Raw genomic sequence first — 21,526 nt, 5'->3', positions numbered from 1 at the left:
TTCAATTCAATGTGATTGGTGCAGAATAATTTTAGAATGTAATCAGGCTTTCGAAAGCCGAATTCAATTCATACAGAACTTTTGTACAATCCTGCCGGCATAGGATGTAGAGAGAACTGTATGCTGAAGGAGGCATATAGCATGAATACGTTATTTGATTCTGTAGAAGTTCTGGATACAAAAAAAGAAATCCAAAAAGAGAATGTAAGCTATGAACATGCAGGATATCAGATTCGAGTGCATTTTAATGGGGAAAAGACATTGATCCAGTGCATTCAGAATCTTACTGAACGAAAAATTGCAGGTTGATTTTCTTAAGTTCTTGTTGTAAAATAAAGACAATTAAAGACAATGACTACGCAAGACCGATGAAAAGAGGGATAGAATGTATCAGGCAGGAATTTATTGCCGAATTTCCATTGAAGAGCAAAATAAAGAGGGTGAATACAGCAATAGTATTCACTCTCAGATTCAGATGGCAAGAGATTATATTGCAGAGAATAAAGATATTGCAGAGAAAAAAGTTTATGTAGACGATGGGGCTTCTGGAAGTAATTTTGAAAGAACTGAATTTCGGAGGATGCTGGCAGATATTGAGCTTGGTGTTATCAATATGGTGATTTTTAAGGACGTATCTCGACTTGGAAGAGAACATATTGATACCAACTATTATCTAGGCAAATATTTCCCGGAGAAACAGATTCGGATTGTTTCGATTCTGGATAATTATGATTCAGCCGTTGGAACTTATGATGAAATGTTAGAAATAAAAACTTTGCTGAATGATATGTATTTGAGAGATACATCCAGAAAGATTAAGACAACGATTCAGACCAAAAGAAGTATGGGCGAATATACTCCGAAACAGCCCCCCTTTGGATATGTGAAAAGTAAAACAATTCATAATCATCTGGAAATTGATCCTTATGCAGCCGAGGTTGTTCGAAGAATTTACAGAATGTATCAAAATGGATTTGGCTGTACGGTTATTTGCAGGACTTTGAATGAAGATGAAATCCCTTGTCCCGCAAAATATAAAAAGGAAGTTTTAAAAACCAATTATGTATGGGATTCGGGAAAAGGTCTGTGGACATCGTCTACTGTAAGTGGAATTTTAAAGAATCCGGTCTATACTGGGGCGGTTGTGATTCGGAAACATGAAAGACCGTCTTATAAGCTGAAATACAAAAAGGCAATTCCCCTGGAAGAAATGGAGCTGGTGCCGGATGCACATGAGGCAATCATTTCTAAAGAAGAGTTTGATAGGGTTCAGCAAATAAGAAAGGGGCGCAGAGTTTCCTATTTTGATAAAAACAATGAACCACATAAATATGTGGGACTGCTCTTTTGTGGGAAATGTAAAACAGCCATGCGAAAACGTTATCTGGCATCTCATAAAGACTATGACGGATATATGTGTGGTTTTCATCAGAAGCAGGGGCAGAATTACTGTGAGCTGAATCATATTACATTTGAAAAGCTGGATGAACTGGTTGTATTTGCAATCAACCAGCAATTGAAACAGATGAAGATGGATATGAATAATCTGGAAACTCAGATCAGACAGAAACAGCCGGAACTGGATGGTAAAATTGCAAAATTGCAGGCAAAAATAGAAAGAAATCTGGAATACCGGAAACGAGCATATGAACAGTTTATGGATGAAGTACTTTCCAAAGAGGAATATCTGGAATTAAAACAGATGTATGAAACAGAGAATCAGAAATATCAAAAAGAATTATCAGAACTGAACCATGAAGAGCAAAGGCAGCGGGCGGCGGTCAATGAAACAAAGATATGGTTGGAGCACTTTAATCGCAGAAGAATAACGGTAAAGCAGCTTACCAGAGAAGCGCTTGTGGAGTTAGTTGATAAAATTTATGTATATCCAGAGCAGAAAATAGATATATATTTTAAGTTTGCTTCAGTAGAGAGTTCACCAGATAGAATACTTGAGAAAGATGGGGTGATATGATGTATCAGATGGGTGTATATTGTCGTCTGTCGAAGGATGATGGAGAGAATAAAGTTAGTGAGAGTATTGAAAATCAGATGAAACTGATTCGTGAGTATGTGACTAAATCAGAGGATCTGGAAATCGCAGATATTTATATTGATGACGGTTATTCGGGGCTTTATTTTGCGAATAGACCGGAATTTCAGCGGATGATGGAGGATATCTACAAAGGGAAAATTCAAGGCGTTATTACGAAAGATATTTCCCGGCTTGGGCGTGAACATATTGAAACCAGTAACTATATTGAGCGTGTTTTTCCATCTTTGGGTGTGCGTTATATTGCAATTTTGGATGGCGTGGATTCTGTTCATCACAGTAATGAAGAATTGGCACAGTTTAAGACGTTGTTTAATGATATGTATAGTCGTGATATATCTAAGAAAATCAGAGGTGCATTGACCGCCCAGAAGAAACGGGGACAGTTTATGTCTGGGTTTGCCCCATATGGATATGTAAAAGATCCGGCAGATAAGCATCATTTTCTTGTAGATGAAGAAGCAGCTAAAGTGGTACGGAGAATCTTTTATATGAGTTTGGAAGGATATTCCAGGGATGGTATTGCAAAGAAACTGAATCAGGAAGGAATTCTGACACCGTCAGAGTATAAGAGAAAGGTGCAGGGATTGAAATATGCCAATGCATTAGAAAAAGCGGGTGCAAAGGGCTGGGCATATCCTACGATCAATGTAATTTTGCGAAACAGAGTTTATACAGGGGCTATGGTACAGCATAAATCAGAAAAGATATCCTATAAAGTGGAAAAGTATCAATATATTCCAGAGGAACAGCAGTATATTGTGGAAGGAATGCACGAAGCAATTATTAGCAAAGATACTTTTGAGCAGGTACAGGAACTTATGAAGAAAAGAACACGGACACCGGGATTTAATAGCGAAGTGAGAAAGGTAAATCCATACGCAGGAATTATTGTTTGTGGAGATTGCGGATATAATTTCCAGAGGGTTACTTGTCGGGACGGTTATGAGTGCGGTACCTATCACAAAAAAGGAAACACAGTTTGTTATTCTCATTTCATTAAAAAAGAAGTATTGGATTCTATTGTAAAAAATGAAATCCAAAGACAAGCGGAACTGGCACTGAAAGAAAGTGATAAGGATGAAATATTAAAAGTAGCAGATAGGAAGAAGGAGGTGCAGAGACGATGTGCAGAAGCAGACCAGCAGATTGAACGGTTACAAAAAGAACTTGCGGCTGTCCAAAAGTATAAAAAGAAAACTTACGAAAATTATGTAGATGGTGTTCTGGATAAAGAAGAATATCTCTCCTATAAGGCAGAATATGAAAAGCAGGATAAAGATATCAGGGCGAAGATTCAGTTGGCAGAACAAGAGAAAGACAGCTTTGGAGAGGCAGAAGAATCTTATGAAAACTGGATAGAGAAATTTATCAAGTATGGAACATTATCCGAAGTGACAAGAGAAATTGTGACAGAATTGATTGAAAAAATTGTTGTGAATGGAGATAAGAGCATTGATATTGTATTTAAGTATCAGTCGCCTTATCCGGTAGAAAAACAGGCAGTGTAAAGACTGCAAATTTTTTTACAGTAATTTTCCCCTAGTTATAATGAACACACAGAGGGGATTCTCTTCTGGAAAACTATATTGATACAGTTGCGGCCATGGGGCGGACTGTGATCGTTACAGGAACCGGAAATAACGGCAGCCAGCCCTGGCATGCAGGAGGAATCCTGCAGCAGGGGAAAACAGAAGAAATCCAGTTGGCGGTGGGAGCTTTTGAGCCCACATTAAATGTACAGTTATGGAAGGATTATGAAGATGAGATGGAAATTTATCTGGAAAGTCCGTCCGGAGAACGGATCGGTCCATTATATGAAAGGCTGGGTCCACAGCGGCATCTGCTGGAAAATACAGAGCTTTTGATCTATTATGGAAAACCCGGTCCCTATCAGCTGTCCCAGGAAATCTACATAGATTTCATTCCTGAGGGTAATTATGTGGATAGCGGTGTCTGGAAAGTTCTTTTAAGTGGAAAACGTGTGCGCTCCGGACAGTATTTCCTCTGGCTGCCGGGTGGAAATGTACTGAATCGCGGAACCGGGTTTTATTCTCCGCGGGCTGTGGGAACTTTGACGATTCCTTCCACTGCCGGAAAAGTTATTTCTGTTGGAGCTTATGATTCCAGACAGAATGCCTACGCAGATTTTTCCGGAAGGGGAAGTCAGTTCTTGCCGATCCGGAAGCCTGACCTCGCAGCTCCCGGTGTATCCATCTCCGCCCCGGTTCCCGGCGGAGGCTACGCCACTGTCACCGGAACCTCCTTTGCGGCACCCTTTGTCAGCGGAAGCGCAGCTCTGCTTATGGAATGGGGGATCGTGAAAGGAAATGATCCGTTTCTTTATGGGGAAAAGGTGAAGGCGTATCTGAGGAAAGGCGCACAGAGTGTGGGCGGATATGAGGAATATCCGAATGTGGAGGTGGGATGGGGGGAGGACGTTATAATAAGGTTACATTGAAGAAAGTCAGTAAAATCAAGTGTTTCCGTTCATTTTCCCAACACAGAAACGAAGCACTTTTACCATGATTTTGAAGAAAATCTGCCCGGGTTGGATTCAAAATGATATGGAAAGAAAGATTTGTAGCAATGACGTAACATGAACAGTTGGTTCTGTTACAGACAACAGTTTAAACGAAAGAGAGGTCATAGGGATATGAAACTGACTTATACAAATGTAAATGGATACCTGATTCCGAACCTCACCTATAAATCCGGTGAGCAGATGGAGCAGCTTGGCAAATATGGATTCTTACGCAGAGATTATCTGAAGAACCATCGAAATTCAACCTATCAGGTGATGCTTCTGCAGGATACGATTGGAGAGCATCTTCTGGAAGTGGACAAGGCAGCCAGGGAACGGGAAGAAGTGATTCTGAAACAGTTGGAAGAAAAAGAACCACTGCCGGATAAGGAGAAAAATCAGATGGCATGGGTAAGAGCTGCCAATCAGCACAGAGCGATTGCAGAAGAGATTATCCTGAAAGAATTGATTTATGTATAAGGATTGTCAGTAACTAATCTGGCAGGTAACTGATAAAAATAGAATATTGTGAGCGAAGTAAGGCGTGAGTCATAAGATATGGCTTGCGTCTTTTTCTTTGCCTGAAAGGAAGTGATAAGTTTGAACAAGAAGTTTTTGAAGCATTATATGGAAACCAATCCAGAAGGGACAGCACAGACCTATATCTTTCTGGTGGACAATCAGGATATAGCGTTGAATATTGTGATGTCAGGTTATCAGGCACTTTGCCTGGTGCAGGAAGATGACGGATATTATTTCAGTGTAGATTCCTTTATAGAGGAAATGAGGTCTATTCAGTTTACTGGAAGCTGTCAGAGTGCCTATCATTATGTGGCTGCCTGTACGGTGAAGTGGATGAATGATAAGTTACAGACATTTTTCAAAGACGCTGGTCTTGATGGAAAAGCAGGCTGGCAGTTGTTCAAAGAGAAGGAGTACCTTGGCAAACTGGATAATCAGAAAGAAGTTGAGAAATTACTGGAACAGTATATTCTTCGGTTTGAGCGAGATCCAAAAGAAGAACCGGAACTAAGCCGTTTTCACTTATTTGATGCAAAAGGAAATGTGAAAGGTGTCCGGGATATGGAGATTGTAGATTATCTGGTGGAGAATGTTCAGTTTTTTGTGGTGGGAATCACACCGTATTATTATGAGCATGGTGTTTTCCTGGAAGACCATGATGGGGTAAGAATGAAATACCGTATCCAGAAGCTGATCTATCGTGACCAGGTACAGAGTGGAGTGATCAAAAGAATCTATAATCTACTGATCACACAGCCGAAAGTTCACCGGGAGGCATATGAACTAAATAAGCAGCCTGTACGGTGGATTAATTTTAAAAATGGATATTATGATCCGGTTACGGGTGAAATGCTGGAACACAATCCAGATTATCTGACAATCAATCAGATACCATTTCCCTATTATCCGGAGGACAGAGAGCAGGTGTTGCATGGTGGAGAAAATATCAAAAAGTATCTTGCATCGTCTCTTCCTAATAAAGAAGAACAGCAGACATTCTGGGAGTATTTTGGATACTGCATGACACAGGATACGCAGTTTCAGAAATTCCTTACACTGAAAGGAAATGGTGGAACCGGAAAGTCTGTGGCAGTATCGCTGATCCAGCATGTAGTTGGAATCACCAATATGTCCAGTATTTCTTTACAGGATTTAAATAAACGATTCTATGCGACTGGAATGTATGGAAAGCTGTTAAATGCCTGTGCAGATATTCCATGCAAAGCAATGGAGAACACAGATGTATTAAAGAAAGCAGTCGGTGAGGACACACTGATTTATGAGAAAAAAGGACAGGATGCAATTCATTTCCACTCTTATGCGAAGCTGCTTTTTTCTACCAATGAAATGCCGCAGAATCTTGAGGATAAGTCAGATGCTTTTTACCGTAGACTACTGATTCTTGATATGAACCGGGTAGTAAAAAGTGGTGAAAAAGATCTGCACTTAAAGGAAAAGGTACAGGCAGAATCCGATTATGCAATTCATATGGCGATGATTGCATTGAAAAATCTGTACGAACAGGGAAAGTTCACGGAGAGCGAACACAGCAAAGAATGTGTAAGAGAAGTGCAACGGACGTCAGATAGTATCTGTGCTTTTATTGATGAGTCATTGGTGCGTGCCAAAGGAAAACGTCTGAAACGAAGTGAAGTGTTCCATATGTATGAGGAATACTGTAAAGAGAATGGCAGACAGGGGCATGGTAAATCCAACTTTTTCAGAAATATGACAGATAAAGGTTTCCTTCTGAAGCAGTACAATGGTGAGTTTTATTATCAGGATATTGCAGTTAAGGAAGAAGATTTTTGTCCTGTAGATCCAGAAGAAAGAATACCTTTTGAAGAAACAGATATAGATTATAAACAGTTACAATTAAATATGAATCAGGAAATTAAGGGCATTTAGGGCAAAATAAGCAAAAAGAAATGTTACCGGAGCAGGAGAAATAACAAAGATAGCTGCCAGAGTACATAAAATTTTGCTTTTTTTACACTGACTGCCCTTTTTCATGTATCAACGTTTTAGCTGATACAAATATAGGTTTTTCCCAAATTTGGGAGAAAGTCAAAAATAAATATTAAGAAAGTATGAGGTATGATTATGAGAATGATGAAAAACAACAATAATGAGACAGTTATGGTGATCGGGATTGATCATGGGTATGGAAACATGAAAACAGCCACCAGATGCTTTCCATCCGGTGTAGCCAGATATGACAAGGAGCCAATCTTCCAGAATAATCTTCTTGTTTACAATGACATGTATTACCAGATCGGAGAGGAACACAAGGAGTTCTGTGCAGAGAAAACGCAGGACGAGGACTATTATGTGCTGACACTGGCGGCTATCGCAAGGGAACTGGATGGGAAAGGTATGAACCGGGCAAAGGTACACATTGCAGCCGGACTTCCACTTACCTGGGTAGCTATACAGAAAGAAGATTTCCAGAAATATCTTCTCCAGAATGAATGTGTGGATTTTACATTCCGCAATAAAGAATATCGTGTGGAGTTTGCAGGAGCTGATATTTACCCACAGGGATTTGCAGCAGCTTTTTACCGTTTACAGGATTTCAAAGGAATCAACATGCTTGTGGATATTGGAAACGGGACTATGAACATCATGTATATCAATAATTCCCGTCCATTAGAGAAGAAATGCTTTACAGAGAAATATGGAACGCACCAGTGTGTGCTTGCAGTCAGGGAATCTTTGTTGAAAGAACTGGGAACAGTGGTGGATGATCTGGTGATTGAGCAGGTGATCCGTACCGGGACAGCAGATATTGGTGAGAAATATCTGACAGTCATTCGTAAAGCTGCCGGAGATTATACGAAAGAAATCTTTCATAAGCTGAGAGAACGGGAATATAATCCAGAACTGATGCGTCTGTATGTGGTCGGCGGTGGCGGTTGTATGATCCAGAATTTTGGAGAATATGACAAGAGCCGGGTGACAATTGTACGGGACATCTGTGCCACAGCGAAAGGCTATGAAGCAATGAGCGTAAGGAAAATCCAGAGAAACGGAGGGATGCTTGTATGAGAAAAGAACGGAAAATCATCAACACAAATATCCGTTTGAATCTTTGTGATGAACAGGACAGGCAGGCATGGGAATATTTGCAGACGATGGACAGGGAAAAATATAAATCGTACACCAGAGCAGTTGTAGTTGCTTTAAACGATTATTTTTCCAGAGAGTACAGGAATGAAGCAGATCCGTATCTGGAAACCAGAGAAAAGGAAGATGCTTTTCTGGAAAGAGTGGAAACAGCTGTCCGGGATGGAGTGAAAGAATCTGCCCCGATGACTATAGCGAAGAATCTGATGGAAATGCTTGTACCGTTTGTAAAAGAATCGGTAGGAGAAATTAATCTGCCAGACAGAACACTAACAATGGAGAAAACGGATGAAGAGATCGCAGAAGATAATCTGGACTGGGAGAAAGAAGCTGATATGGATGCAGCACTGGATTTTGCAGACAGTTTTTAGCTGATTATAAAAGAAAAGCAGTCTGGCTTACATAAAATAAATCAGACTGCTTTAAGTGGAGCTATTCTTTTTTCTTGGGTAAGGACGTTTATCATCTGTCAGGTTTAGCAGATAATCAACGCTGGTATTATGAAATTCAGCCAGTTTAATCAGAATGTGAGTAGGGATATCGACATCACCACATTCATAATTACTGTAAATACGCTGACTGCAATTTAGGATTTCACCCATATTCTTCTGCGTAAGGTCACGATCTTCACGCAGATCCCGTATTCTCTGATACATGTGTTTCACCTCTAGCATAATAATAACTTAGCGAGATATTCACTATTGAAATATAGCGGGAAATTCGCTACACTGAATTTAAAAATGTAGGAGGGAGAAGTACAGAGTGAAAGAGAAAGTGAAAAAGGTGCTGGTGTGGATTTTTGAGTTTGTCTTATTTTGTGGATATTTCTATGTTTTATTCGTGAATCTGGTATGTGGATTTGGATATGGAGGGATAAGCAGCAGAGGACAGGCAATAAAGATTTTGTGTGCTTCGTTCTTTCTTGCAGCGGGATTGCCAGGATTGATCTGGTATCAGCATCGCAGACTTATGAAACTGGAGAATTTATTACATGACCTGCTTGAAATTTGCGACAAAATAAAATAGCAGTAACAGGAAAAAGGACTGACAGTAAAGAATAGTTTTACGAAAACAGAATAGCAGAAAAAGACAATAGCAGTGATAGCATTTCAGACATTATGAGTTGGAGAAATGTTCATGACTGCTATTTTTATGCCTTTCAGCAGAAATAGAAAGCAGTTCAGAAAAAGAAAGACAGAAATAACAGGGAAATATGGCAGAAAGGTGTTTGCAGATGAGAGGGGTGTACAAACAGGCAAAGAAAAGATATAGGGTGCCGGATACGGCACATGATTGTCCGATACTTCGCATCGGAGTGGTGCATGACCAGCCTGTTTCAGAAAGGGAAAATCTATGAAAGGTGGAGCTTTTCTTTTTCTTCCGCAGTCGGCTCCTGCACCACAAACCCACCGTCATCTCCATTTGGATTTGATAATGTAGGGTGGAAAATATTGCCTGGCGGGTGTCGATTCAGTGGTGGGGAGATGACAGGCAAGTTTCGCAAAGTGGCAAGCCACTATGCACCGGAGCCAGCCTTTGGGCTGTTCCTAAACTTGCCAGAGGGCTCCGCCCCTTGGAACCCCGGCACGTCAATGGCGTAAGTATTCCTGCGAAATGTCCACCGGACATTCCTACGGAACACTTACTGATTGACTAGGACGCTGTCCTGCACCTGTATAAGAGAGCGTTGCACTCTCTTATAAATCTCCTACCAATATGCCGCCAGAACGCTGTGGCTGTTAACAAAGAATGAAAATCAAGCAATGAAAGGAGACAAAAGCCTATGAGAAAACGAAATCATACAGTAACCATACGGATGAATAAAGAGGAATACGATTTGTTTCAGAGCAAGGTTAAAGAATCCGGAAGAACACAGCAGGAAGTTGTGATAAAAGCAATCGCAGACTTGAAGATAGCAACGGCAGAGGAAATAGAAGAACTGAAAAGACTGAACCAGATGTTTGCGGATATCCTTTGTCAGCTCCGGGGAGCTACGACAAATATCAACCAGATTGCAAGAAAACTGCATACAGATGGAGAAATCCCAAACGACAGTATGTTGTATTTCCTCAATAAAAATATTCTCAAGTATCGGAAGGAGAGTGAAAGGATATGGCAGTTAATAAGACGATTAATAAGCGGACAAATACACATGGAGCAATGAGAAATTGTATTGAATATGTTTTACGACAGGACAAGACAAGTGAGCTGCTTACTTATATAACAGGCCCGTACTGTCACAATGAAATTAATTATGATCTGGTGTACAGAACCTTTTTGGAAGAAAAGAAGATGTGGAATAAAGATACAGGGAGAATGTATGCCCACAACATTATTTCCTGGCATAAGGATGAGCAGATCACCCCGGAGCAGGCATTTGAATTTGGAAAAGAGTTTGCAGAAAATTGGTTCAGTGGATTCCAGACCTTAGTGGCTGTGCATAAGGATAAAGACCATATCCACTGCCATTTGGTTACTAATTCAGTGAGTTATGAAGATGGGAGAAAGCTGCATAACACCAGAAAAGATCTGGAACGTATGAAACAGCTTACCAATCAGATGTGCCGGGAACGAGGACTGACCGTTGCCGAAAAAGGAAAGCATTTTGATGGAAGTCAGATTGAAAAAGGGGAAGTCATTGCATGGAGCAAAGACAAATATAATCTGTTCCGTCAGCAGGTAAAGGATAGCTTTGTAGCGGACTGTGCAATGGCAGTGTTAAAAGCACTGGAAAATTGTATCAGCAAAGAAAAGTTTATAGAAAAAATGAAGCAGTTCGGATGGAACGTAAACTGGACAGAGAAACGGAAGCACATTACTTTTCAGAACCAAGAGGGAAAGAAAGTACGTGACAGTAATCTGTTCAAAACATTTCATTTGGATATCAGCAAGGAGGGACTAGAGAATGAATTTAATGGAAATAGGAAAAAAGCCAGAGATTCAGCCAACAGAGACAGCAGATCAGATGAAGAACTTGCCGGATACTACCGACAAGTGGAAGCAGCTTGCGAAGGAGCAGGCGGCGTCACTGGAGCTAGTGACGGAAGAGAGAGACGAGTTACAGGTGAGAAATCAGAAGATGAACGAGTTTATCCAGAAATTTCAGGAAAGGACACACAAGCTGAAAATGGAAAAACAGAAGCTATTCTTCGAGAATCACGAAATGCAAGACGAAATTCGGAAATTAAACGACGAAATTCATCGTTTGACAACCGAACTGTCCGAAACGCAGAAGCTGAATCAATCGCTTCAGAAGAACAACGACGATTTGAGGAACAGAAACGGCTTGAAGAGCAGGAGCGAGCAAGAGCAGCTCGAAGAAGAAATAAAAGACGTTCGGGACCAGAACTCTAAATTGCAGATACAGGTTAATAAATCATCTGTTGAAGCAGTAGATGAAGCACAGAAGAAACAAAAAGAAGCAGAGAAAAAGATAGAGCAGGCAGAATCCAAAGCCCGTAACGAAAAGAAACGTGCTGAGCTGGAAATTCGTAAAGCGAAAAAAGAAGTAAAGGACAGAACGGAAAGCATGAAGTCTATAGAATATTTCTGGGGAATGGGATACATTACGGTAGTCCTGTTTGCAATTCTACAGAATGGTGCTTTTCAACATGATTTCATAGATTTTTTTATGGCTCCATTCATGTGGTATGTTCGATTTTGTAAATGGCTGGTATATCCAACTTATGATAATGGATTTAACCAGAAAATAGCATATACAGGTGGGGAAGTATGGGTTATCAGGATTCTGGCAATCGTAGCTGTGCTTTTCATAATGGGAATCATAATGGTGATAATTATGGAAACAATAAAACAATACAAAAAAATGTGGAACGAAATTTCACAAATGTTTTTGATTGGAAGCCTTTCAGGGATAGCAGTGCTTGGGGATGTAACTAGAAAATATCTGCCGGTGAATTTGATTTTGCTATTTATACTCATTAATATGGGTATCATGCTACTCAGAATATATCTTCGGAAGAAGTTTGATTATATGTAATTTGTTATTTTAATGACCAGTGGGTGGTACTTGACAAATGATAAAGCTGTTATTATGATTGCACACCGCCTAAAAACAGTACAGAAAGCTGAACGGATTTTCGCTCTGGAGAATGGAAAACCGTACAGCAGGGAATACATGAAGAACTTGTGAGACAGGATGGGATTTATCGTCATTTTATTGTTGAAAGAAGAGAGGCAACAAAATGGAGAGTTTAGGAGTCTAAATGTCTGGTGCGGCGATATTCCAAAGGTGATACACCAAAATGCTTTTTAAACACAGAGGCGAATTTGCTCTGATTCAGATATCCGACCTGTGCTGCAATCTCAGCTACAGACAGTCGTGTTGAGGCAAGCAGTTCGCCTGCTTTATTCATACGCATTTCACGCAGATAGACAGAAATATTCTGTCCGTAAACACCGCGAAAATAATTTTTTAGACTGGTTTCGCTGATAGAAAAATATTCAGCCAATTCCCACGCAGGATGATGCAGCCTTAGGTCTGAGGTGATGATATTTTCGACCTTTTTAGCAATATTAACCTGAGATTCAGTAAAGAAAGTGCAGGCCTGAGACTTAGGGATAGCCTCCAAATTTTGTAGTACTGAGAATAAAGCGAGCGTATATATTTTCATTTGAATGACTGCAAAAGAGGCCGGAAAATCATATAATTCCCATAGTTTTTTGAGAATTTCCTCAGTTTCGTGGGTCGCTGTCGATATATAAGTGCTTCCATGAGGACAAAACATCTTTGAGATTTTTCTGAAATCAATGCTAAATTCATTTTGTACCCATGTATTTTCTAAAGTAAATGTATCTATATCAATAAAGAATTCAAGCCCCTCATAGATGCGCTTTGGATAAACATATTCTTTTTGGGCGAAGCATTCTGTGAGAGAAAGTTCTCTGTCTTTGATGTAGACAAAATTTTTGTTGTTCAGGATCATTTCACAACGACCTGTCACACAATAGTTAAGAAGCAATGGACCTTTTGTAATGGAGCTGTCTGATCGAAGGTCGGGAGCCGTCCAGGTTGGAGAATTTATAAAAATATATGCCAGAGACAGACCGGGAAAAAGTGAAAAAAAGGTCATCGAACCTTTACCTTCCTTCGTATTTAATATAAGCTCCATACTATATTCAGCCTGTTTTATGGATATACCTGGTATTTTGATACATTTTTTGATCACGTCGTTAATTTTCATAGAAGATCTCCCTGATATAAGTACTTTTGCCCTGTAACAGATAATATTATAGGATTTGAAGAGAGCAGAGTCAACAATAAAACCCAATGCTGTTTGGAGCTAAAATGATATTTGGTTGTAGAGATATAACAAAACATATGGTATTTTATGGAGTAGTTAGATAGAGCTAATTATACAAGGGAGGTATTCTGTATGAATAACAAATTACAGGCGAAGGACCTGATTAATCTGGGACTTTTCACAGTCCTTTATTTTGTACTCGGATGTTGTGTGGCAATTCCGATTGGCTTTGTTCCGATATTTCTTCCGATTCTTGGTGCATTGTGGACACTGATCACAGGAATTCCATTTATGTTATTCCTGACGAGGGTAAAGAAGTTTGGTATGGTAACGCTGATGGCAATTCTGAGTGGCCTTTTGATGGGACTTACCGGAATGGGATATTGGGGTGTACCTTTGGGGCTTATCTTTGGGCTGCTGGGAGATTTGATTCTGAAATTTGGCAATTATAAAAGTGCTAAAAGGAGCCTGATTGGATATGCAGTATTCAGTCTCTGGATGGTTGGTACATATATTCCAATGTACTTCATGGTAGAAGATTCAAGAGCCAGCTTCGCAGCCAGTTTTGGTAAAGAGTATGCAGATAAAGTAATGGCTGTCATGCCTATGTGGAGCATTGTTCTTGTGATTGCAGGTATCTTTATCTGCGCAATCATTGGAGGAATGATTGGAAAAGCGTTGCTCAAAAAACACTTTGTAAAAGCAGGAATCGTGTAATGGATGAGATATTATCTGCTACTGTTGACAGCAGAAATGGAATTGTTTTAGATCCTAGAACAAAATTGTTTATGCTTATAACGATTACAACATTGATGTTCAGTACCAGCAATGATGGAATCATGAATATAGTGAAACCAATACTAAGCCTTATACCATTTGCATTGATTTTGTCAGAGCACAAATTCAAAACAGCCGGTAAATATGCAGTTCTCTATGCGGTATGCTTTGTACTGGAGCGGCTGGCATTGAATGTTTGGAGTGGTATGATTTCTTTTCTGATATTGGCAGCAACATCAATTATGACGCGTTTTGCACCGGGAATTATGACAGGCGCATATCTGATTTCTTCTACATCTGTAAGTGAGTTTATCAGTGCAATGGAGCGGATGCATGTCACAGAAAAAATCATAATACCGTTGTCAGTTATTTTCCGTTTCTTTCCTACAATCAAGGAAGAATATCAGGCAATCCGGGATGCAATGAAAATGAGAAATATCCGTTTTGGTGGTAAAAATCCATTCCTTATGATTGAATACCGGCTGATACCATTGATGGTATCCGTAATAAAAATTGGTGATGAGCTGTCTGCAGCAGCTCTAACAAGGGGACTTGGTGCACCGGTCAGAAGAACCAATGTCTGCGAGATTGGCTTTCATGTACAGGATTTTAGTGCCATTGTTGTTTGCTTTGCATGCTTTATATTGTTCTTTTTGCATCAGTATATTGTTTTTTGAGGTAGTACATTATGATAAAAATAGATCATGCAACATTTACATATGGAGAAAATAATGAATATTCTGTGGGAATCCGGGATATTGATCTGGAGATAGAAGATGGTCAGGTTATTGTGCTATGTGGGGAGAGCGGTTGTGGAAAAACAACACTCACTCGAATGATCAATGGGTTGATTCCACATTATTATGAAGGAAAATTAACTGGTGAGATATGGATAAATGGGATAAATGTTTCGCAGCAGCCACTGTATGATACAGCAAAAATTGTTGGAAGTGTTTTTCAAAATCCACGGTCACAGTTTTTTAATGTAGATACAACAAGCGAGATTACTTTTGGATGTGAAAATCTTGGAATGCCAAAGGAAGAAATCAAAGATCGATTGCAGGCTACAATTCAGGAGCTGCATCTGAAAAAATTGATTGGACGCAATATTTTTCAGCTTTCAGGTGGAGAGAAGCAGAAGATTGCCTGTGCAGGGGTTTCTATTATGAAACCGGATATTTTTGTCCTGGACGAACCCTCTTCTAATCTGGATGCAGCTTCAATCATGGATCTGCGAAGAATAATCGCCCACTGGAAGGAACAGGGAAAAACGATTATTATATCGGAGCATCGCCTGTATTATCTGCGTGGGCTGGCGGATCGGTTTATTTATATGAAAGAGGGACAGATTATTCAGGATTATTCAGCCACAGAGTTTGAAAATCTGACAGAAGAAAAGCGAGAAGAGATGGGACTGCGGGCTTATGTTCTGGAAAATCTCCTTATGCCAGAGATGTTGATATCAGAAAGAACCACAATGGAACTTCATGATTTTAATTTTGCATATAAGAATGGTCCACAGATTTTATATATCAGAGAATGTGAGATTCCGGCAAATCGGATTGTCGCAATTACGGGCAATAATGGAGCTGGAAAATCTACTTTTTCCCGTTGTTTCTGTGGTTTGGAAAAACAATGTGGCACAATCATCTGGAATGGAAAAACTTACAGACCAAAAGAAAGGCTGAAAGCCTGTTATATGGTTATGCAGGAAGTGAATCATCAGCTTTTTACAGAGACAATACAGGATGAAGTTATGATTAGCATGAAAGAAGAAAATGAGAAAGAAGCAGACAAATTTCTTGATATGCTGGATCTGATAAAAGTCAAAGACCGTCATCCAATGTCACTTTCCGGAGGTCAGAAGCAGCGGGCGGCTATCGCATCTGCAATTGCCTCCGGGCGCTCTGTGCTGTTTTTGGATGAACCAACCAGTGGTCTTGATCATAAGCATATGCTGGAGGTTGCAGAGGTTCTAAGAGAAGTGTGGGATACCGGAATTTCGGTTTATGTGATCACACATGATTTGGAACTGATTATAGAGTGTTGCACTGATGTCATTCATTTTGAAAATGGAACTATTGCAGATCAGTATCAGATGGATGCAGAAGGAATGGAGAAGATAAGAAAATATTTTATCCAGGAAAAGTGTTGTGGCAAGTGGAGTAAATCTGACTGATGGCAAAGGATATTGTAAATAGTTTTGGAAAGTAGATGAATGATAATTATGAGCAAATATAATCCTTTATGGAAGTGAATCAATAAAAATAAAACAGACGATTTCAAGTTGACTTTTGCTGAAATTGAAAACATTGCCGGAGTGCCTATAGATCATTCGTTCCTTACATTCAAAAAGGAACTTTTGCAGTATGGTTTTAAGGTGGTAAAAATTTCTATGAAGGAACTGACAGTAGATTTTGAAAAAGTCGAAGAGGAGGCTTAAACATGGAATCAAAGAAATAGAACTTGTAGTTGCATCTTCGATTGGTGCAGATCTTGCCATGGCATTTCTGACATAGGCAAAAATACCGTTAAAGCATGTATTTTTTGATGGTGGACAGTTTGTACAAATTGGAAAGGCAACACGCAGAATCATGGTTCCGTTCTTATATATAGCAATGAAAAGTTTATATTGGTCAAAAGGAAAGATGCTGAAGAGAATCATGTGGTGTGACGACGGCAAAATCAAACTACAGATGCATCTGCTAAGTGAAAATTGAATACACGGGAAAATAAAAAATCGAAACAGCAGACTTGACAAATTCCTGTAATGAGTTAAAATATAACAGTGCTATATAGCACTGTTATATTTTTGGAAAGAACTTTAGAGGATACGAAAAGAATGTCGACAAAAGCAGAAGATACACAAAAAAATATATTAAATACAGCCAGAAAACATTTCCTGAAAGATGGTCTGACCGGAGCATCTTTAAGAAACATTGTAAAAGATGCCGGACTTACTACTGGTGCATTTTACAAATATTATCCGACGAAAGAGGCACTTTTTGATGCACTGACAGATCCCTATATGGAACACATTTATCAGATTTATGATCAGATCGTTGAGGAGTTTGAAAAGCTTTCGGCCAGTGATCAGACAAGGAATATGTCGTATACATCCAGTGATGGAATGGAGCAGATGGTTGATTATATTTATGATCATTATGATAATTTCAGATTATTGTTGAAATGTGGAGACAGTGGAAAATTTGAACTATTCATACACAATATGGTAGAACGGGAAATGAAGTCCAGCCTGAAATATATGGAAAAGATGAAAGAGAACGGTGTGAAAATACCGATTGTAGAGGAAAGCCTTATGCATATGATCTATACGGGATTTTTTTCATCAGTATTTCAGATCATTGAGCATGATATAGACAGGGAGACTGCAAAGAAAAATGTGCATCAGCTGAAAGAATTCAATACAGGTGGCTGGGAACGATTGTGGAATATTGAATTCCCGGTATAACTAATGTAAGTCAGGTGGCTAATGCCAGTAAGCCACCTATTTTATTATATATGAGTTAGAATAAACTAATGAAAGAAACAACAATAAAACCAAAGTAAGGAGTGAACGAATGTGAAAGAAAAAAAGAAGTCGGCAATCAGCTGGATCCTGACATGGGCCGGACAAAAAAGAATTGCCTATGTATGGAGTGTGTTACTTGCAATCGGAAATGTGATTTTTAAGATTTTGCCGTATTTTATTATTGCAGATATAGTAAAGCTGTTTTTAAATGGTGAAAAGGAGTTTGAAATATATCTTGCAAAAGCGGTTCTGATTGCATTATCGTTTATCATTGCAGAACTGCTTCATTCACTTTCGACAGCATTGTCACATAAAGCAACGTTTGCAGTACTTGCAAATATAAGAAAATCCTGCTGTGACAAGCTGGCGCGGGTACCTCTTGGCTATGTGAAAGACACACCTTCCGGTACATTTAAAAATATTATGGTGGAAAGAATCGACAGTATCGAGACAACACTGGCGCATATTGTCCCGGAATTCACGTCCAATCTGCTGGCACCGATTGTGATTTTGATTTATTTCTTCCTGACAGACTGGAGACTGGCACTCTGGTCATTGGTGCCGGTTATAGTGGGATTTCTTTCCTATTTTGGAATGATGCTGGATTATAAACCAAGCTTCGAGAGAACGGTTCAGACAACAAAAGATCTGAATGATGCGGCAGTGGAATATATTGACGGAATCGAAGTGATCAAGGCATTTGGAAAGACAGAAAGTTCTTATGCCAAATTTACAAAGGCGGCTTTTGAATATGCAGATTCCTTTATTTCCTGGATGAAACGGTGCTCGATCTTTCATGGACTGATGATGGTGGTCACACCTTATACGCTTCTTACGGTATTGCCGTTTGGGGCACATTATGTAGCCAATGGAACACTTGCGATTTCAGATTTTGTCATCTGCATTATTTTATCACTTGGAATCGTTGGACCGTTGATCACAGTGGGTTCCTATACAGATGATCTTGGCAAGATCGGAGTGATTGTTGGTGAAGTGGCAGGAATTCTGGAACAGCCGGAGCTTGAACGTCCAGAGAAAAGTAAAAGTGTTCCAAAAGATAACTCCGTTACACTTGAAAATGTCAGGTTTGGTTATCACGACAAAGAGATTCTGCATGGAGTAACTATGGAGCTAAAAGCAGGAACGGTAAATGCAATCGTAGGACCTTCCGGAAGCGGAAAGTCAACCATCGCAAAGCTGATTGCGTCCTTGTGGGATGTGGATTCCGGAAGTATTAAAATCGGTGGAGTTGATGTCAAAGAAATGTCGCTTGCAGATTTTAATCGGAAAATTGCATATGTTGCACAGGATAATTATCTGTTCAATGAAACGGTACGTGAAAATATTAGACAGGGAAATCCGGAGGCTACAGATGAACAGATCATCGAGGTGACAAAGAAAAGCGGATGCTATGAATTTATCATGCAGCTTGAGAACGGATTTGATACGGTTGTAGGAGGTGCAGGAGGACATCTGTCAGGAGGAGAGAGGCAGCGTATCTCCATTGCAAGGGCAATGCTGAAGGATGCTCCGATTGTAATTCTTGATGAGGCAACTGCTTATACGGATCCGGAAAATGAGGCGATTCTGCAGAATTCTATTGCAAAACTGGTAGCAGGGAAGACACTGATCGTAATCGCACACAGGCTTTCTACCGTTAAGGACAGTGATCAGATCTTTGTCGTAAATGATGGAAATGTAACAGCACATGGTACACATGAGGAACTACTGATGTTATGCCCGCTTTATAAGGAAATGTGGGATGCCCATATTTCTGTAAAAGATACGGTGAAGGAGGGAGAATGATATGTTTGGAATTCTGGCAAAATTCTTTCGTTTTTCAGGTAGGGAAAATGGTAATAAATTTAAACTGTCGATAGTGATCGGACTTATAGAGGCTCTCGCTTCAGCAATGAAGATACCGGCTATTATGTACATATTGATTGGTTTGATGAGTGGAAAACCAATAGGAAAATATATTGGTGGTTCAATTGCGATCATGGTGATTGCAATTGTAGTTGATGTCATCTGTAAGAGATACTCTACAGTGCTTCAGACAGAAGGAGGATATAATGCGAGTGCTTTTATGAGAATCAAGATTGCAGAGCATCTGCGCTATCTGCCGATGGGATATTTTAATGCCAACAGCATCGGGGAAATTTCTTCTATTACGACGAATACAATGGAAACACTTGGCGATGTAGCTGCGAGAGTGGTTATGCTGACCATGCAGGGAATTCTGGAAACATCCATGATCATTCTTATGCTGTTTCTTTTTGACTGGAGAATTGGACTGACAGCTGCAGCAGGAGTGCTTATTTTCTTTGGTGTAAATGCTGTGATGCAGAATGCAGGGAAAAACGATTCAGAGCAAAAAGTGGTATGCGATACAGAGCTTGTAAATCAGATCATGGAGTATCTGCAGGGAATATCAGAAGTAAAATCATACAACCTGCTTGGAAAACAGGCAAAAAGATTAAATGATGCAAATGAAGCATGCGAAAAGATTAATACAAAGATGGAGATGTTGTTTGTCCCTTATCATTTTCTGCAAAGCGTCATAACAAAAACCACAGGTGCAGTAATCGTAGCATGCAGTGCATATTTTTATATTAATGGAACTATGAGTGCGGTCTATGCAATTGGTATGACAATCTCAGCATTTATGCTTTATGCCAGTCTGGAATGTGCAGGAAATTATTCATCTCTTTTACATGTGGTAAGCGTATGTGTAGATAAAGCAAATGCAATATTGGAGCTGGATACCATGGATATCGACGGTAAAGAAATACAGCCGGAAAATTACGATATTAGACTTTCTAATGTTTCGTTTTCTTATGACAAACGGAAGATCATTGATGATATATCGCTCTCTATTCCGCAGAAAACGACGACAGCAATCGTTGGACCATCTGGTGGAGGAAAATCAACACTTTGCAATCTGATTGCCAGGTTCTGGGATGTGGATTCCGGGGAAGTGACACTTGGAGGTGTGAATGTAAAAGACTACAGCATGAACAGTCTGATGCGTAATTTTTCATTTGTATTTCAGTCGGTGTATTTGTTCGCAGACACCATTGAGAATAATATTAAATTCGGACGTCAGGATGCAAGTCATGAGGAAGTGGTGGAAGCGGCGAAGAAAGCGTGCTGTCATGATTTTATCAGCAAACTTCCGGATGGGTACGACACAGTGATTGGAGAAGGTGGAGCCACACTTTCCGGCGGTGAGAAACAGCGTATTTCGATAGCCAGAGCGATTATGAAGGATGCGCCAATCGTCATATTGGATGAAGCAACGGCAAATGTTGATCCAGAGAATGAAAAGGAGCTGATGGATGCAGTAGATGCACTTACAAAGGAAAAAACGATTATTATGATTGCCCACAGATTAAAAACGGTCAGACATGCAGACCAGATTGTGGTTGTTGACAAAGGAAGAATTGTACAGCAGGGAACACATGAGCAACTAATGAAGCAGGAAGGCATTTATAAGAGATTTGTGGATGCAAGGCAGCAGGCAGTAAGCTGGAAACTGGCCCACTGAGAAATAATCCACAGTTGGTGAATATCCAAATTGAATTGTCTGAAAGAGATTTAATTTAAGTTTCTCTAAGTTTCACTTGTATAGGTGGAATGAGGAAAATTCAATAGAGCAATATGAAAAAAGCACTGAAAACCGTTGGACTGATGGTTTTCAGTGCTTTTTTCTTTGGTTAAAGAGAAAA

Annotated in this window: 22 protein-coding genes; 20 read left to right on the top strand and 2 right to left on the bottom strand. The window is 39.7% G+C overall.

Going from position 1 to position 21,526, the window contains the following annotated elements; translation table 11 throughout:
* Positions 1-141 precede the first annotated feature (141 nt).
* The 8 genes from DMI82_RS15305 to DMI82_RS15270 all read left to right on the top strand — a co-directional run bounded on the left by DMI82_RS15305 (position 142) and on the right by DMI82_RS15270 (position 8,596).
* Positions 142-309 carry a hypothetical protein gene (locus DMI82_RS15305; RefSeq protein WP_009245398.1) on the top strand — a complete coding sequence of 56 codons (168 nt, stop codon included), beginning with the start codon at positions 142-144 and terminating at the stop codon, positions 307-309.
* A gap of 76 nt (positions 310-385) precedes the next feature.
* Positions 386-1,975 carry a recombinase family protein gene (locus tag DMI82_RS15300; protein ID WP_110103791.1) on the top strand — a complete coding sequence of 530 codons (1,590 nt, stop codon included), beginning with the start codon at positions 386-388 and terminating at the stop codon, positions 1,973-1,975.
* Positions 1,972-3,564 carry a recombinase family protein gene (locus DMI82_RS15295; protein ID WP_005428244.1) on the top strand — a complete coding sequence of 531 codons (1,593 nt, stop codon included), beginning with the start codon at positions 1,972-1,974 and terminating at the stop codon, positions 3,562-3,564. The genes DMI82_RS15300 and DMI82_RS15295 overlap by 4 nt, the downstream gene beginning before the upstream one ends.
* A 107-nt stretch (positions 3,565-3,671) precedes the next feature.
* A complete protein-coding gene (locus tag DMI82_RS15290; protein ID WP_242981854.1) occupies positions 3,672-4,514 on the top strand; it encodes a S8 family serine peptidase in 843 nt (280 codons plus the stop codon).
* 195 nt (positions 4,515-4,709) lie between these two features.
* Positions 4,710-5,057, top strand: coding sequence for a TnpV protein (locus DMI82_RS15285; RefSeq protein ID WP_040015519.1), 348 nt, complete (start codon positions 4,710-4,712; stop codon positions 5,055-5,057).
* 111 nt (positions 5,058-5,168) lie between these two features.
* Positions 5,169-7,007, top strand: a complete 1,839-nt coding sequence (locus DMI82_RS15280; RefSeq protein WP_242981853.1) for a DNA primase family protein — start codon at positions 5,169-5,171, stop codon at positions 7,005-7,007.
* Between the two features lie 195 nt (positions 7,008-7,202).
* Entirely contained in the window at positions 7,203-8,147 is a 945-nt protein-coding gene (locus tag DMI82_RS15275; RefSeq protein WP_040015520.1) for a ParM/StbA family protein, read from the top strand.
* Complete coding sequence (locus DMI82_RS15270; protein WP_110103789.1) at positions 8,144-8,596, top strand: hypothetical protein; 453 nt, start codon at positions 8,144-8,146, stop codon at positions 8,594-8,596. Before DMI82_RS15275 ends, DMI82_RS15270 begins: the two co-directional genes overlap by 4 nt.
* 51 nt (positions 8,597-8,647) lie before the next feature.
* Here DMI82_RS15270 and DMI82_RS15265 read toward each other — a convergent pair whose 3' ends face one another.
* Complete coding sequence (locus tag DMI82_RS15265; protein WP_015540886.1) at positions 8,648-8,881, bottom strand: helix-turn-helix domain-containing protein; 234 nt, start codon at positions 8,879-8,881, stop codon at positions 8,648-8,650.
* Between the two features lie 106 nt (positions 8,882-8,987).
* Here DMI82_RS15265 and DMI82_RS15260 point away from each other — a divergent pair, with 106 nt between their 5' ends.
* The 5 genes from DMI82_RS15260 (at position 8,988) to DMI82_RS15240 (ending at position 12,225) form a co-directional block, all read left to right on the top strand.
* On the top strand, positions 8,988-9,251 hold the full coding sequence (locus DMI82_RS15260; RefSeq protein ID WP_005333764.1) for a hypothetical protein: 264 nt from the start codon (positions 8,988-8,990) through the stop codon (positions 9,249-9,251).
* Positions 9,252-9,362: 111 nt separating this feature from the next.
* The gene (locus DMI82_RS20490) at positions 9,363-9,497 is read left to right on the top strand and encodes a hypothetical protein (protein ID WP_015540887.1); all 135 of its coding nucleotides are present in this window, start codon (positions 9,363-9,365) and stop codon (positions 9,495-9,497) included.
* A gap of 511 nt (positions 9,498-10,008) precedes the next feature.
* A complete protein-coding gene (locus DMI82_RS15250) occupies positions 10,009-10,389 on the top strand; it encodes a plasmid mobilization protein (protein ID WP_172675350.1) in 381 nt (126 codons plus the stop codon).
* Positions 10,338-11,579: a relaxase/mobilization nuclease domain-containing protein gene (locus tag DMI82_RS15245; protein ID WP_227189164.1), complete on the top strand. Its 1,242-nt coding sequence runs from the start codon at positions 10,338-10,340 to the stop codon at positions 11,577-11,579. The genes DMI82_RS15250 and DMI82_RS15245 overlap by 52 nt, the downstream gene beginning before the upstream one ends.
* Positions 11,512-12,225, top strand: coding sequence for a DUF6040 family protein (locus DMI82_RS15240; RefSeq protein ID WP_242981852.1), 714 nt, complete (start codon positions 11,512-11,514; stop codon positions 12,223-12,225). Before DMI82_RS15245 ends, DMI82_RS15240 begins: the two co-directional genes overlap by 68 nt.
* Positions 12,226-12,439: 214 nt before the next feature.
* On the opposite strand, the gene DMI82_RS15235 is transcribed toward DMI82_RS15240, so the two are convergent.
* Positions 12,440-13,429 carry a helix-turn-helix domain-containing protein gene (locus DMI82_RS15235; RefSeq protein WP_005333772.1) on the bottom strand — a complete coding sequence of 330 codons (990 nt, stop codon included), beginning with the start codon at positions 13,427-13,429 and terminating at the stop codon, positions 12,440-12,442.
* Positions 13,430-13,621: 192 nt separating this feature from the next.
* On the opposite strand from DMI82_RS15235, the gene DMI82_RS15230 reads away from it, so the two are divergent.
* The 7 genes from DMI82_RS15230 to DMI82_RS15200 all read left to right on the top strand — a co-directional run bounded on the left by DMI82_RS15230 (position 13,622) and on the right by DMI82_RS15200 (position 21,345).
* Positions 13,622-14,206 (top strand): MptD family putative ECF transporter S component, encoded by a 585-nt coding sequence (locus tag DMI82_RS15230; RefSeq protein WP_005333775.1) that lies wholly within the window; start codon positions 13,622-13,624, stop codon positions 14,204-14,206.
* On the top strand, positions 14,206-14,943 hold the full coding sequence (locus DMI82_RS15225; protein ID WP_005333779.1) for an energy-coupling factor transporter transmembrane component T: 738 nt from the start codon (positions 14,206-14,208) through the stop codon (positions 14,941-14,943). The genes DMI82_RS15230 and DMI82_RS15225 overlap by 1 nt, the downstream gene beginning before the upstream one ends.
* Positions 14,944-14,954: 11 nt before the next feature.
* Positions 14,955-16,445 (top strand): ABC transporter ATP-binding protein, encoded by a 1,491-nt coding sequence (locus DMI82_RS15220; RefSeq protein ID WP_005333781.1) that lies wholly within the window; start codon positions 14,955-14,957, stop codon positions 16,443-16,445.
* Positions 16,446-16,523: 78 nt separating this feature from the next.
* The gene (locus DMI82_RS20725; protein WP_227159739.1) at positions 16,524-16,709 is read left to right on the top strand and encodes a hypothetical protein; all 186 of its coding nucleotides are present in this window, start codon (positions 16,524-16,526) and stop codon (positions 16,707-16,709) included.
* 399 nt (positions 16,710-17,108) lie between these two features.
* Positions 17,109-17,738: a TetR/AcrR family transcriptional regulator gene (locus tag DMI82_RS15210; protein ID WP_008369863.1), complete on the top strand. Its 630-nt coding sequence runs from the start codon at positions 17,109-17,111 to the stop codon at positions 17,736-17,738.
* A gap of 111 nt (positions 17,739-17,849) precedes the next feature.
* Positions 17,850-19,604, top strand: a complete 1,755-nt coding sequence (locus tag DMI82_RS15205; protein ID WP_008369865.1) for an ABC transporter ATP-binding protein — start codon at positions 17,850-17,852, stop codon at positions 19,602-19,604.
* Position 19,605: 1 nt separating this feature from the next.
* Positions 19,606-21,345, top strand: coding sequence for an ABC transporter ATP-binding protein (locus tag DMI82_RS15200; RefSeq protein WP_005333791.1), 1,740 nt, complete (start codon positions 19,606-19,608; stop codon positions 21,343-21,345).
* Positions 21,346-21,526: the final 181 nt, after the last annotated feature.

It is taken from the genome of Blautia sp. BCRC 81119 (genome assembly GCF_003184505.1).
GTDB lineage: Bacteria > Bacillota > Clostridia > Lachnospirales > Lachnospiraceae > Blautia_A > Blautia_A fusiformis.
This window is presented reverse-complemented; position numbering and strand designations above follow the sequence as displayed.

Coding starts and splice junctions, on each gene's coding strand:
- DMI82_RS15305 (WP_009245398.1), top strand. CDS start 142: ATGAATACGTTATTTGATTCTGTAGAAGTTCTGGATACAAAAAAAGAA.
- DMI82_RS15300 (WP_110103791.1), top strand. CDS start 386: ATGTATCAGGCAGGAATTTATTGCCGAATTTCCATTGAAGAGCAAAAT.
- DMI82_RS15295 (WP_005428244.1), top strand. CDS start 1,972: ATGATGTATCAGATGGGTGTATATTGTCGTCTGTCGAAGGATGATGGA.
- DMI82_RS15285 (WP_040015519.1), top strand. CDS start 4,710: ATGAAACTGACTTATACAAATGTAAATGGATACCTGATTCCGAACCTC.
- DMI82_RS15275 (WP_040015520.1), top strand. CDS start 7,203: ATGAGAATGATGAAAAACAACAATAATGAGACAGTTATGGTGATCGGG.
- DMI82_RS15270 (WP_110103789.1), top strand. CDS start 8,144: ATGAGAAAAGAACGGAAAATCATCAACACAAATATCCGTTTGAATCTT.
- DMI82_RS15265 (WP_015540886.1), bottom strand. CDS start 8,881: ATGTATCAGAGAATACGGGATCTGCGTGAAGATCGTGACCTTACGCAG.
- DMI82_RS20490 (WP_015540887.1), top strand. CDS start 9,363: ATGACTGCTATTTTTATGCCTTTCAGCAGAAATAGAAAGCAGTTCAGA.
- DMI82_RS15250 (WP_172675350.1), top strand. CDS start 10,009: ATGAGAAAACGAAATCATACAGTAACCATACGGATGAATAAAGAGGAA.
- DMI82_RS15245 (WP_227189164.1), top strand. CDS start 10,338: ATGGCAGTTAATAAGACGATTAATAAGCGGACAAATACACATGGAGCA.
- DMI82_RS15235 (WP_005333772.1), bottom strand. CDS start 13,429: ATGAAAATTAACGACGTGATCAAAAAATGTATCAAAATACCAGGTATA.
- DMI82_RS15230 (WP_005333775.1), top strand. CDS start 13,622: ATGAATAACAAATTACAGGCGAAGGACCTGATTAATCTGGGACTTTTC.
- DMI82_RS15225 (WP_005333779.1), top strand. CDS start 14,206: ATGGATGAGATATTATCTGCTACTGTTGACAGCAGAAATGGAATTGTT.
- DMI82_RS15220 (WP_005333781.1), top strand. CDS start 14,955: ATGATAAAAATAGATCATGCAACATTTACATATGGAGAAAATAATGAA.
- DMI82_RS15210 (WP_008369863.1), top strand. CDS start 17,109: ATGTCGACAAAAGCAGAAGATACACAAAAAAATATATTAAATACAGCC.
- DMI82_RS15200 (WP_005333791.1), top strand. CDS start 19,606: ATGTTTGGAATTCTGGCAAAATTCTTTCGTTTTTCAGGTAGGGAAAAT.